Origin of the sequence: Duganella sp. 1224, assembly GCF_013408245.1 — a bacterium.
Classification (GTDB): Bacteria; Pseudomonadota; Gammaproteobacteria; order Burkholderiales; family Burkholderiaceae_D; genus Rugamonas.
In genome coordinates, this window is sequence record NZ_JACBYS010000001.1 from 1,226,784 (window position 1) to 1,239,320 (window position 12,537).

Here is a 12,537-nt window from a genome sequence, read left to right on the forward strand (position 1 = left end):
TTTTTATGGGCCGGCTTGCCTGAGATACTGGCTTGGTGCCATGCCGACATGCCGGCTGAAAGCGGCACTGAAGGCGCTGGTGGAGCCGTAACCCACGCGCTCCGCGATGACGGCCACGGACAGCTCGTTTGCCCGCAGCAGTGTCTTGGCGACATGCATGCGCAACAGGAGCAGATATTCCATCGGTGCGCTGCCAACGAGACGGGTGAAGCGCTCAAAGAAGGCCGAACGGGAGAGGGCGGCGATGCTTGCCAACTGGCCGACGCTCCATCCATGACCGACATTCGCATGCAGTTGCTTCAACGCCGGCGCGATGCGGTCATCGCCCAGGCCGCGCAGCAAGCCTGGGGGCGCGTTGCCGGCCGACGCGCAACGCATGGCCTCGACCAGCAGCATCCCGGCAAGGTGAGACAGCATGAACTGGTTGCCCGCCTGTTGAGCGCTTGATTCCTCCTTCACCATCTGCACCAGCATGGCCAGCCGCGCGGAATTGCGGACATGCACCATGCGCGGCAGTGACGACAGCAGCAGTCCGGCATCGTCGCAGTCGAATACGAACGCCCCGCCCAGCGAGCGCATCTCCGGCTCGCCATGCGGATCGCCGTAACGCAGGTCGGCATGCTGCGCGCCGACCTGATGCGGGTCGAGCAGCACCGGTGGCGCAGTGCCGAAGCTGGAGAAGGTGAAGGCTGGCGTGGCTTTCAGCAGCACGAAATCCCCGGCGCTGATGGTGATCGCCCGTTCGCCGTCCACCGCCAGCAGGGCGCTTCCCGCCAGCATGATGCAGAAGCTCGGCAGGCCGTACTCCGTATAGCGGACCGCCCAGTCGCCTTTGCCGCTGAGGATATTGGCGAACGCGGCATGTGGCCGGAGCAACTGAACGAGTTCAGACAATAGGTCGGACGAATGTGGACTTGGACTAAACATTTGCGGACTTTTGGCCATCGATCATCCGGTCATCATCGTTTATCGTTCGCTCCTGGTCAATCACCCACAACAAGGAGTTAGCAATGAAAACTGTACTGATCACTGGTTGTTCTTCCGGCTACGGTCTGGCCACCGCGCGCCATTTCCTCCAGCACGGCTGGAAGGTCGTCGCCACGATGCGGACGCCGCGCGAGCAACTGTTTGCGGATCAAGCCCATGTGCAGGTGCTGGCGCTGGACGTCACCCGGCCGGACAGCATTGCCCGCGCGATCGAAGCGGCCGGTCCGATCGATGTGCTGGTCAACAATGCCGGCATCGGGCTGTTCGGCGCGTTCGAGGCGACGCCCATGGACACTGTGCGCGACGTCTTCGAAACCAACACTTTCGGTGTGATGGCGATGTGCCAGGCGGTGATTCCTCAATTCCGCGCACGCCGTGCCGGCCGCATCATCAACGTCACGTCCAGCGCCACGCTGGCGCCGTTCCCCCTGGTCGCGGCCTACACGGCCAGCAAGACGGCGATCGAGGGCTTTACGGACTCGCTGCAGTTTGAACTGGGCGAGTTTGGTGTGCAGGTCAAACTGATCGAACCTGGCTACGGGCCGACCACCGCTTTTACCGCCAACGGTCAACAGCGCATGCAGGGCTTGATTCCGCAGGCCTACGAGCCGCTCGCGCACAACATCTTTGCAGGGCTGTCCGGCCTGACGGCGGTGACGCAGGAACGGGATGTGGCGGAAGCGGTGTGGCAAGCGGCCCATGACGTGTCGGGACGGTTGCGTTTTGCTGCCGGCGCGGACACTTTGGCGTTATTATCCCGAAATAACAACGCTTAACGGAGACCTTGTGAGAACCAAAGCCACCTTGATCGCAGCCTTGCTGCTTGTCGCGCCGCTGAAGCTGGCGTTTGCGCAAAATGATGTCCAACTCGACGCGCTGGCGCGCCAGGAACAGGTGCTGCGCTTCGACAGCTTCAACAGCGACACCGCGCTGGCGCTTGGGAACAAGGTAGTCGAACTGGCGCGCGCGGCCAACCAGAAGGTGGCGGTCAACGTCACGCGCGACGGGCTGATGCTGTTCTACTTCGGCATGGACGGCATGACCGCTGACCACGCCAACTGGATACGCCGCAAGAGCAACCTGGTCAACCGCACTGGCCACAGTTCCTTCTATACGCATACCGAGATCAAGAACAGCGGCGGCGACTACGACAAGATTCCGTCGCTGGACATGAAGGACTACGCCGCCCACGGCGGCTCGTTCCCGCTGATCCTCAAGAGTGGCCAGCACATCGGCACCATTACCGTCACCGGCCTGCCGGGACCGGACGACCACGCGCTGGTGGTGGCCGCGCTGAAGGCGTATTTGCAACCCGATTGAACTTGTCATATGCAAGTAACGAAGGAAAAATACCATAGGCGCTTTTACTCAGCGGAGAGCGCAGCATGGAAAACAAGGACTTGGGCGCGGCACAGGATGCGCAGCGCAGGTCGTTATTGAAACTGGGCCTGGCCTCGGGCCTGTCGGTGGGCGGCTTGCTGGCCGGATGCGGCGGCGACAACGCCGCAGCGAATAGCGGCGGGGTATCGCCGACACCATCGCCAGCGCCGAGCACGCAGATCTCGAGCTTTGCGCTGGCGGTGCTGCCGGACACGCAGTTTTACTCGCGCTACGCCACTTCCGGCGAAAGCAACCAGTATGAGCGCCACTACGGCAATGAGCCGTACGCGGCGCAGACCAGCTGGGTCGCCCGCAACGCGCAGGCGCTCAACATCCCATTCCTGATCCATCTCGGCGACGTGGTCGACCAGGTCGGCAAGCCGGAGCAGTGGAAGGTGGCGGACAGCGCCATGCAGGTGCTGGAAGTGGCCAAGGTGCCATATTCCATCCTGGCCGGCAACCATGATGTGTTGAACGACATCGACTACGACAGCGACCCCACCAAGGGCACCGACACCCAGCGCGTGCTGGCCAACGAGCCTTACCTGCAATGGTTCGGCGCCCGGCGCGCGGCCCGCCAGGCCACGTTCGGCGCGCGCGACGATACCGGCTTCCACGAGTACCATATCTTCAAGGCGCAGGACCAGCAGTTCCTGGTGCTGTCGCTGTCCTGGCGCATCTCGGACGCCGGCATCGCCTGGGCGCGCAAGGTGCTCGCCGACCATCCGACCTTGCCGTGCATCCTGGTCAATCACCAGTTGCTGAACATTGCGCCGGACGCGGTCAGCCCGCTAGAAACCGGCTACGGCAAAATGCTATGGGAAAAGCTGATCCGCGATAACGACCAGATCTTCATGACGCTGAACGGTCATCACCACGGCGGCGCGCGCCTGACCAAGACCAACAACTTCGGCAACGCCGTCGAGGAAATGGTGGTCGACTACCAGATGGCTTACCAGGGCGGCAACGGCCTGATGCGCCTGTACGAGTTCGACCTGACCAACAACCAGATCAAGGTGCTGTCGTTTTCGCCGTGGGTGCCGATGAAGCCGGCCGACACGCTGAACGCCTTCGACCGCGCGGTGCTCACCGAAAGCAACCACAGCTTCACCATCAACATGAACTTCGCCCAGCGCTTCGCCCGCTTCAACCCGGGCTTCAGCGCCGGCAAGGCCACCATCGCGTCGTCGCTGGTGGACCAGGCCAAGGCGCTGGTGCTGAAGGGCTATACCGAGCCGGCGTTGGTCGAGCCAGTGCTGCCGAAGGATACGGACGACTATCCGAAAGTGGCATCCACCGTGGCGCACTGGCGCTTCTACGGTGGCGCAGACGGCGCGGCGGTGCCGGCCGGCACAAAAATTAACGACGTCACCGGCGCCAATCCGCTCACGCGCGACCAGCTCAACAAGGGCGGCATCGTCGGCGCCCAGGATGGCGACATCGTCTGGAGCAGCGATCACCACCGCTTGTCGTCGGCGCCCGGCTCGGTCAGTTTCCTCAACACCGACAAGAACGCCCCGCGCCTCAGCTATTTCCTGACTGACGCCAGCGCCGCCATCAACGCGCAAACCTTCGCCACCAACGGCTACACGATCGAAGCCTTCATCAAGATCAATCCGGCCTGGGACAAGGCCAAGCATGCATGGATGAACATCATGACGCGCGACGGCAAGCGTGGCGACCTGAGCGGCTTTATCGGCGGCGACCCGGAATCGCCGCCGCTGCTGTTCGCCATCTCCAGCCTGCGCGAAGTACAGTGGGAAGTGGTGCCGGCCGTCAGCGGCCAGCGCGACGCCATGGCCAGCTGGTCGGGCGAGATCATTGCCGGCAACTGGGTGCACATCGCCATCGTCAACGACCCAACGACGCATGACACCGTCATGTACGTGGAAGGCGCGCCGGTGCTGCGCAACAGCAGCAACGTCGTCGGCCTGGCCACCTTGTCGTCCTCGTCGCCGTGGGTGGTGGGCGGCGGCGCGTGGGATGGCGCGCGCGCCGACGGTTTCTTCGGCAACATCGGCGAGGTGCGCGTGGCCGCCGCCGCGCTGCCATCCAGCCAGTGGCTGACCGCGCGCCGCAGCTAAGCAAGCTGGCGTTGCCGTCTTGCCCGCACTGCTAGAATTTCCCGAAACGATCTTGGGAGAGGGTGCCGATGGTAAGACGTTGCGGATGGGCAATAACCATGCTGGCGCTAACCGCTCCTGCGCTGGCGCAGCAACGCGCGACCGACTTGCCGCTGTGGGAGGTCGGCGTGTTTGGTGGCGCCGCTGCCACACCGGCTTATCCAGGGGCGGAAGACCGTTCCTCGCGCGTCTTGGTCTTGCCCTTGGTGATGTATCGCGGCAAGGTGCTGCGCGCCGATCGCTCGGGCGTCAACGCGCGGCTGCTCGCCACCGAGCGGGTCGAATTCGACGTCGGTTTTGCGCTGTCGCTGCCGGCGCGCTCCGATCACGTGGCAGCCCGCGCCGGCATGCCTGATTTGAAGTCGCTGCTGGAATTCGGCCCGCGTCTCAACGTGACGCTGGCCGAGCCGGCGCCGGGGAGCCGGGGGCGGCTGGAGGTGCCGCTGCGGGCGCCGGTTGAACTGGGCAATGGCTTGCGCCGCCAGGGACTGGTGCTGGAGCCACGCCTGGTGTGGGAAACCGCCAGCGACGGCGGCAAATGGCAGAGCGACGTCAATCTCGGCGTGGTGGCCGGCGACGCCCGCCTGAACCAATATTTCTATGAAGTGGCGCCGCAGTACGCCACCGCCGTGCGGCCCGCCTACCACGCCGGCGGCGGCTTCATGATGACCCGGCTGGGCGCCAGCCTGTCGCGCCGGGTGTCGCCGGACTGGCGCGTGTTCGGTTTCGGGCGTTACGATAATTACAGCCACGCCGCCAACCGTGACAGTCCCTTATTCCGTCGCAACAGCGGCTGGTCCGTCGGCGTCGGCTTTACCTGGACCGGCTACCGCTCGGCCGCGCGCGCTTGGGAATAGCCGCTACCAGTCGCGGCGCAGCCGCAGCATGGCGTAGGGCTGGGTGCGGGTGATGTTGTGCTCAACGAAATCGACGCTGGCCAGGCGGTCGCCGGCGTAGTGGGTGCGGTCGTAGCTGATGGTGCGGCCGGCCAGGTTGTTCAGCTCCAGCGTCAGCACCAGGTTGGGCTGCGGCTTGTAGTTGACGAACGCGCGCGCCCAGCCGGAGCCGCTGCTGCTGTCGCGCTCGGCCACCTGCCAGCTGTCGTTGCTCCAGCCGTTGTCCACCGAGATGCCCCAGTTGGTGCGCTGCTGCGGCAGGTCCTGCGAGAACTCGACGCGCCACGACAGCGGCGTTTCGCCGGACAGCCGGCGCGTCGCCTGCGTGACCGGATCGGTGACCGAGGACGAGCGCCAGGTGGTCGACAGCTTCAGCAGCCCCTGCGGCAGCGCCAGGTTGTCGGTCGGCAGATTCAGCAGGCCGGTGACGCTGTCGGCGCTGGCGTCGCCGATATTGCCGGCCACGTCATAGGTGCTGGCGGCGGTGCGTACCGGCATGCGGTCGATGGCATCGCTGATGTGCGACTGCGTGTAGCTCAGCACGGCCGTGCCGCGTTCCCAGAACTTGTACTCGATGGCGCCTTCGCACAGCCAGGTCTTGGCCGCCACCAGGTCCGGGTAATCGCCCCGGATGGTTTTGTTGGCGGGGTCGAAGTAGGCGGCCGCGTCGCCAAAATTCAGTTGGCTGACCTCGCGCTCCATGCGCAGCCGCAGTTGCAGCGACGGCAGCGGCGACAGCGACAGCCGCAGGCGCGGCTTGGGGTAGAGGTGGCCTTTGGCTTCGGGCTGATCGGCGCCCACCGTCAGGATCGAGTGGGCGACCTTGAGTCCGGCTTCGGCGCTGAGCGCATTGTCGACCTGCCAGGCAGAAGACAGCTGGCCCTCGACGCGCGATTCCTGCACCCAGGCGTTGGCCTGATAGCTGGCGCTGGTGTCATTGGTGTTGACCGCGCGCTCCAGCCCGCCCCGGATGACGACACCATCGCCGGCCTGCCAGCTGACCTGGCCGCCCAGCACCTGTTCGGTGGCCGAGGTGTTGGTGTACGCGTGGGAGGTGTCGGCGCCGTTGATGGTGGCCGATTCGGCGCTGGTTTCCGAGGTGCGGTACAGCGCCTTCAGGTCCAGGCTGGCGCCGCGGGCCAGGTCGCGGCTGTAGGTCAGGCCCTGTTCGCGCGTGTGGCCGGCATTGTCGTTGCTGGTCTGCGAATGGGTGGCGGCGTCGAAGCTTGCTTGCGACTGGTAGGTCCATGGCGTCAGCGCGCCGTTCCACGTGAGTTGGCCGTCCAGCACACCCTGGCCGTAGCCGACTTTGACCGCCGTGTTCTCGGCGACGCCGGCCCCGGCCACGCGCACCTGGGCGGCGGGCGTCGGGCCGGTGAAGACGGTGGTGCGCGTGCCCAGTCCCTGCGCCATGTCGGGCGAGCGGCTGCGGGCCAGCAGCACGGTGATGTTCTGGTCGCCGCGTTTGAGGTTGTAGTTGCCTTCCAGGGAGGGCGTCAGCGTGCCGTCCGGCAGGATCGAGGTGGAGGCGGTGGTGCTGATGGAGACCAGATCCATCTGTTTCAACAGCAGATTGGCCACGGTCGGGTAGCCCAGCATATCGATGCCGTTGGCGCCGCCGTTGATCACCTCTATGCGTTCGACCGCTGCGGCCGGGATGCGGCCCAGCACGTCGCCCAGCGCGTCGGTCTTGGCGGTCGGGCGCTTGCCGTTGATCAGCACGTTGCCGGGCACACCGCGTCCGACGTTGCCGCCATCGAACACAAAGCCCGGCAGGCGGCTGACCATGTCCATCGCCGTCGACGCCTGAAACTGTTTGAAATAGTCCGGCGCAAACGACTGCGCGCCGGCGTGCGCGCTAAGCGCACAGGCGAGCAACACGGCACGGCGGAGGAGGGACGATGGCGTCATCGGAACATTGTGCAATGAACACCATTTACGCGCAATAGCTGAGATGAGGCTTTTTGCAAACTTCCCAATATGATAAATTGATATGCATAATTTCCAACTGTAGAGGTATCGATGGCTATCTGCCAACTCGCCATCACTTGTGGCAATCTCGAGCGTTCGCAATGCCGTTAACGCCTGAGCGCAGCACAGTCATTTTTCGCCGCGCCCAACAGCACGACATTCCCGCGATGTCGCGCATACGGCTGGCGGTCAGCGAAAATGCGCTGTCCGACCCAGGCCGCATCACGCGGCAGATGTACGAGGACTATCTCGACAAGCTCGGACGCGGCTGGGTTGCCGAGGCCGATGGTGAAATCACCGGCTTCAGTTATGCGGACAACGTGCATGGCGCGATCTGGGCGCTGTTCATGTCGCCGCGCTACGAAGGGCAGGGACATGCACGACGACTGCTCGACCTCGCCGCCGACTGGCTGTTCGCGCAAGGCCATCCGGTGATACGCTTGAGCACCGGTGTGGGAACGCGGGCCGAGCGCTTCTATGCCCGGCAAGGATGGACCCAGGACCGGATCGAAGGCAACGATGCGTATTATTCACTGGCGAACGAAGTCGCGTCGATGGATTGAGAGTTGTCGTAACCCGAAAAGGTCGGGGTCAGACCCCGTACGGGGTCTGACCCCAGTTCGCCGCCGTGCGGGTTGTGCGATTCCCGCCAACGCTCAAACGCGCCGCGCAACCGCATTCCTGCGCCACGCGCCGGGCGTCATGCCGGCCCAGTTTTTAAAGGCGTTCTGAAACGGGCTCTGCTCCGAATAGCCGAGCAAAAAAGCCACCTCGCTAACGCTGATGGCCGGATCGGCCAGATAATCCTTGGCGCGCTGGAACAGCGCCTCGTGCTGCAGCTTGCGGAAACTGCTGCCTTCATTGGCCAGCAGCAGTTGCAGCTTGCGCGGCGACATCCGCAAATCCTCCGCCACCGCCTCGACCCCGAGCTTGCCGCCGGCCGCCAGCCGCTGCCGCACCTTGCACACGATGCTGACCGCGCCCGCTTGCTGTAATTGTTCCTCGGCCTTCTGCAACAGGATCTGGTTGGTCTGCGCATCACCAAACAGCACTGGCTGGCTCAGCAGGTCGCGTTCGAATACCAGCTTGGTCATCGGCTGCGAGAAGCGCGCCGGCTTGCCGAAAATCTCCTGATACACGTCGGCGTGCGGCGGGGGCGGAAAACTGAAGTGGGCCTCGAACGCCTGCTGCGGCCGGCCCGTCAACCGGCGCGCCATCGCCGCCCACGACGCCAGCGCCAGCTGCATGAAGATCGGCGACACCGGCCCGAGATACGGCAGCCATTGCAGCGCGACCTCGCTGTCACCGACCACCAGGCCAGTGGCGTTGACCTCCTGCACCAGCCGCTCGTAGCGCAGCATGACGTGGATGGCCTGTTCCAGCGTCACGCAACTCATCGCGGCGAAACCAAGCATGCTGTAATCGCTGGGCTGCATGGCGGCGCCGACGCGCAGCGGCAGCGCCGGGTCGCCGCTGGCCGCGATGGCGCGCTGGTACAACGCCAGCCACGCCTCGCACGACATGGTCTGCGCCGCATCGTCGACTACCAGTAGTTCATGCGCAAGCTGATGACGGCGCAAGTAGTTCAACAACGGCAGTACGATGGCGACCTTGACTTGCCCCATGGCGTGGCTGGCTCCGAATATGCGCGAATTCTCAATGTGGGAGGAATTCCCTCAAGACTGTGCGGGTCTTGCTCCGCATAATAGCTTGGGATCATCAATTACAAAAGTCCATGCATGATTTTAAGCGTAACCTGCTGGAGCCGGACGCCACCGCGCTGCTGGCGGACCTGCGGCGCGGCGTACTGACCTCGGCGCAGATCGTGGAATCGCACCTGGCGCGCATCGAGCGCACCCAGGCGCAAATGAACGGCGCCACGCACATCTTCCGCGACCAGGCGATGGCGCTGGCGCGGCAGATGGACCAGGCGGGCGACCGTTCGCTGCCGCTGTTCGGGCTGCCTTGCAGCGTCAAGGAAACCTTCGGACTGGCGGGCCAGCAGGTCACCGCCGGCTCGCTGCGCATGGCGCCGGAGACGCATGCCGAAGACGCGGAAATCGTCCGCCGGCTGAAGGCGGCCGGCGCCATCGTCATCGCCCGCAGCAATGTGCCGGAGTTTGCGATGACGGCGGAATCCAGCAACCCGCGTTTTGGCCGCACCAGCAATCCTCTTGACCTGCGCCGCGTGGCGGGCGGTTCCAGCGGCGGCGAGGGCGCGCTGGTCGGTTCGGGCGGCTCGGTGTTTGGCGTCGGTTCCGATATTCTCGGCTCGATCCGCATTCCGGCGGCGTTTTGCGGCGTGGTCGGCTTCAAGCCGCATGCGGGCGCCGTCAACCCGCGCGGCACCTGGCCGACGGTCAGCGGCAACACCCGCAGCTGGCTGGCGCTCGGGCCGCTCACGCGCAGCGTCCGCGATGCCGAACTGGTGTACAACGTGATCGCCGAACGCCCGGTCGCCGCCGCCAGCGCCCCCGGCCGCCTGATCGCGCCACGCAACTTCCCGTTGACGATGCGCGCGCCGTGCATCGAGCTGGCGCTGGCCGCCGCTACCGGCGCGCTGCTGGGCGAAGGCTACCGCGAGGAGGCGCACGACTTTGCCGACACGCGCCAGCTCTACCTGCAGATTCCCAAGCTGATACTTGACGATTTCTACACCGACTGGCTGCGCCTGCTGTCCAACGAGCGTCACGGCCGCTACTCGCCGTTCACGGAGCTGCTGGCGCAACTGATCGGCAAGCCGACCGTCGACGCCGGCCTGTTGCGCTGGACGCTGATCGGGCCCCTGCTCAGGCCGCGCAGCGCCGCCAAAGTGTGGGAAATGGCCGCCCGGTTTGCTGATGCGCGCACGCGCTACCACGCCATGCTGGGAACGGACGGCGTCATCGTGCTGCCGACGCTGGGTTTGCTCGCGCCGCGCCACGGCCAGATGAACAAGCTCTCGCTCAAGCCCGGCATCAACGGCCTGTTCACCGCGCACACGATGGGCAATTACCTTGACCTGCCGGCCATCGCCATCCCGGCCTGGAAGTTCCGCGATCCGATCAGCGGCCTGCCGCCCAGCATTTCGGTGCTGTGCGCGCCAGGCGCGGAAGGGCAGTTGTTCAAGGCGGCCAGGCGCATCGAGGCGGTGCTCAACTAGCGCGCCTTGTCTTTAGGCAGGGCCACGGTCAATCGTGCAGGCGGTAAGATCGGACCTTCATTCAATATCAGGAATCCGCACCATGACCGCCAGCCACTCCACACCTGCCCGCCTGCCCATCGGTTCCGCCGAGGGCGTGGCGTTTGACGTCGTCGCCTGGGGACCCGCGCACGCCGACGTCGACTTCAGCGTTGCCTGCATGTTTGAACACGAAGTGGACGGCGCCGCCATCGCCGGCGGTCTGCTGGAGCTGGACCAGGCGCTGGGCAAGGAACTGACGCGCTTGCGCGGTGAAGGCCTGTTCCGCGCCGAGCCCATGCAGACCTTGCTGATCACCCGGCTGCCGGCCACGGTCAAGGCGCGGGCAATACTGGTGGTCGGCCTCGGCGACCCGGCCACGCTGGACGGCGAGCGCCTGCGCCAGGCAACGCAAGTGGCCATGCGCGAGGCAATCCGCCACGGCGCCGAAACCATGGCCTTCGCGCCAAGCGTGCTGGACGCCGGCCACACCAACAACGGACCATTACGCATGCAGGAAGTGATGCTGGCGGGGATGCTTGGCGCGTTGCGCACCGAGCTGGCGCTGGCGGCGGCCGGGCTGGCCGTCCGCCCGGTGCTGCGCCAGTGCACGTTTGATGTGGGTGCGCCGCGTCTGCCCGGCGCGGCCGAAGCGTTCGCGGCCGCGTTTGAGGGGCTGCTGGAAGCCGACTAGTGGTCGGTATGCAGGTAGGATGGCGTCTTCGGCAGTCGCATGCTGAACAGGAACGCCACCACCATCATGATGGTCACGTAGATGAAGAAGCCGGTTTCATGGCCGGCGTTCTTGAACGACAGCGCCACGAACTCGGCCGACCCGCCGAAGATGGCGTTGGCGATCGCATACGAGAAGCCCACGCCCAGCGCGCGCACTTCCGGCGGGAACATCTCGGCTTTCACCAGGCCGCCGATCGAGGTGTACAGGCTGACGATGGCCAGCGCCACGGTGATCAGCGCAAACGCCACCACCGGGCTGCTGTTCCCGTGCAGCATGGCGAGGATGGGATAGGTGCCCAGTGCGCCCAGGCCGCCGAACAGCATCATCGAATGGCGGCGGCCGATACGGTCGGCCAGCACGCCGAACAGCGGCTGCATGCACATGTAGAGGAATAGCGCGCCGGTCATCACCACGCTGGCGGTCTTGGCCGGCATGCCGGAGGTGTTGACCAGGTACTTCTGCATGTAGGTGGTGAAGGTGTAGAAAATCAGCGAGCCGCCGGCCGTGTAGCCGATCACCGTGATGAAGGCGGCGGTGTGGTTGCGGAAGATGCCGGCCAGCGTGCCAGCCTCCTTGTGGCTCATGTCCTCGGCCTTGCTGGTTTCGTGTAGCGTGCGGCGCAGCATCAGCGACACCAGCGCGGCAATCGCGCCCAGCACGAATGGAATGCGCCAGCCCCAGGCCTTGAGTTCGGCGTCGTTGAGGAACTGCTCCAGGATCACCACCGTCAGCACCGCCAGCAACTGGCCGCCGATCAGCGTCACGTACTGGAAGGACGAGAAGAAGCCGCGCTGGCCGCGCAGCGCCACTTCGCTCATGTAGGTGGCGGTGGTGCCGTACTCGCCGCCCACTGACAGCCCCTGGAACATGCGGATCACCAGCAGCAGCACGGGCGCGGCGACGCCGATGCTGGCGTAAGTCGGCAACACGGCGATGGCCAGCGAGCCGCCGCACATCATCAGCACCGAAATCACCATCGATTTCTTGCGGCCGACGCGGTCGGCGATGCGGCCGAACAACCAGCCGCCAATCGGGCGCATCAGGAAGCCGACGGCAAACACGGCGGCGGATTTGAGGAATTCGGCGGTGGCGTCACCGCTGGGGAAGAACTGGCTGGCGAAGTAGATCGAGGCGAAGGAGTAGACGTAGAAGTCAAACCACTCCACCAGGTTGCCGGAGGACGCGCTGATGATGGCAAACACGCGCTTGCGCTTTTCCTCGGCGCTGTAGTGAGGATGCTCGGTATTGGTCATTGTTGTTTTCTCTGTGCTTGGCTTGCGGCCG

The 12,537-nt window shown here is 65.1% G+C and carries 11 protein-coding genes; 7 read left to right on the forward strand and 4 right to left on the reverse strand.

The window, feature by feature from the left end; genetic code table 11:
* Positions 1-3 precede the first annotated feature (3 nt).
* Positions 4-894, reverse strand: a complete 891-nt coding sequence (locus tag FHW58_RS05575; protein ID WP_229265059.1) for an AraC family transcriptional regulator — start codon at positions 892-894, stop codon at positions 4-6.
* Positions 895-1,010: 116 nt separating this feature from the next.
* Here FHW58_RS05575 and FHW58_RS05580 point away from each other — a divergent pair, with 116 nt between their 5' ends.
* The 4 genes from FHW58_RS05580 (at position 1,011) to FHW58_RS05595 (ending at position 5,347) form a co-directional block, all read left to right on the forward strand.
* Positions 1,011-1,763 (forward strand): SDR family oxidoreductase, encoded by a 753-nt coding sequence (locus tag FHW58_RS05580; protein ID WP_179672041.1) that lies wholly within the window; start codon positions 1,011-1,013, stop codon positions 1,761-1,763.
* Between the two features lie 10 nt (positions 1,764-1,773).
* Positions 1,774-2,307, forward strand: a complete 534-nt coding sequence (locus FHW58_RS05585; RefSeq protein WP_373996632.1) for a heme-degrading domain-containing protein — start codon at positions 1,774-1,776, stop codon at positions 2,305-2,307.
* A 65-nt stretch (positions 2,308-2,372) separates the two neighbouring features.
* Positions 2,373-4,451, forward strand: a complete 2,079-nt coding sequence (locus FHW58_RS05590; RefSeq protein WP_179672043.1) for a LamG-like jellyroll fold domain-containing protein — start codon at positions 2,373-2,375, stop codon at positions 4,449-4,451.
* A 98-nt stretch (positions 4,452-4,549) separates the two neighbouring features.
* On the forward strand, positions 4,550-5,347 hold the full coding sequence (locus tag FHW58_RS05595) for a MipA/OmpV family protein (RefSeq protein WP_229265060.1): 798 nt from the start codon (positions 4,550-4,552) through the stop codon (positions 5,345-5,347).
* A gap of 3 nt (positions 5,348-5,350) precedes the next feature.
* Here the strand turns inward: FHW58_RS05595 and FHW58_RS05600 are convergent, their stop codons facing one another.
* A complete protein-coding gene (locus tag FHW58_RS05600) occupies positions 5,351-7,180 on the reverse strand; it encodes a hypothetical protein (protein ID WP_179672045.1) in 1,830 nt (609 codons plus the stop codon).
* 278 nt (positions 7,181-7,458) lie between these two features.
* On the opposite strand from FHW58_RS05600, the gene FHW58_RS05605 reads away from it, so the two are divergent.
* The gene (locus tag FHW58_RS05605; protein ID WP_229265061.1) at positions 7,459-7,920 is read left to right on the forward strand and encodes a GNAT family N-acetyltransferase; all 462 of its coding nucleotides are present in this window, start codon (positions 7,459-7,461) and stop codon (positions 7,918-7,920) included.
* Between the two features lie 93 nt (positions 7,921-8,013).
* Here FHW58_RS05605 and FHW58_RS05610 read toward each other — a convergent pair whose 3' ends face one another.
* The gene (locus FHW58_RS05610) at positions 8,014-8,982 is read right to left on the reverse strand and encodes an AraC family transcriptional regulator (RefSeq protein WP_179672046.1); all 969 of its coding nucleotides are present in this window, start codon (positions 8,980-8,982) and stop codon (positions 8,014-8,016) included.
* 110 nt (positions 8,983-9,092) lie between these two features.
* Here FHW58_RS05610 and FHW58_RS05615 point away from each other — a divergent pair, with 110 nt between their 5' ends.
* Both FHW58_RS05615 and FHW58_RS05620 read left to right on the forward strand, forming a co-directional pair.
* Positions 9,093-10,499 (forward strand): amidase, encoded by a 1,407-nt coding sequence (locus FHW58_RS05615; RefSeq protein ID WP_179672047.1) that lies wholly within the window; start codon positions 9,093-9,095, stop codon positions 10,497-10,499.
* 82 nt (positions 10,500-10,581) lie between these two features.
* Complete coding sequence (locus tag FHW58_RS05620) at positions 10,582-11,211, forward strand: M17 family peptidase N-terminal domain-containing protein (protein WP_179672048.1); 630 nt, start codon at positions 10,582-10,584, stop codon at positions 11,209-11,211.
* Here the strand turns inward: FHW58_RS05620 and FHW58_RS05625 are convergent.
* Complete coding sequence (locus FHW58_RS05625; protein ID WP_179672049.1) at positions 11,208-12,506, reverse strand: MFS family transporter; 1,299 nt, start codon at positions 12,504-12,506, stop codon at positions 11,208-11,210. The two genes, FHW58_RS05620 and FHW58_RS05625, sit on opposite strands and share 4 nt — an antisense overlap.
* Positions 12,507-12,537 lie beyond the last annotated feature (31 nt).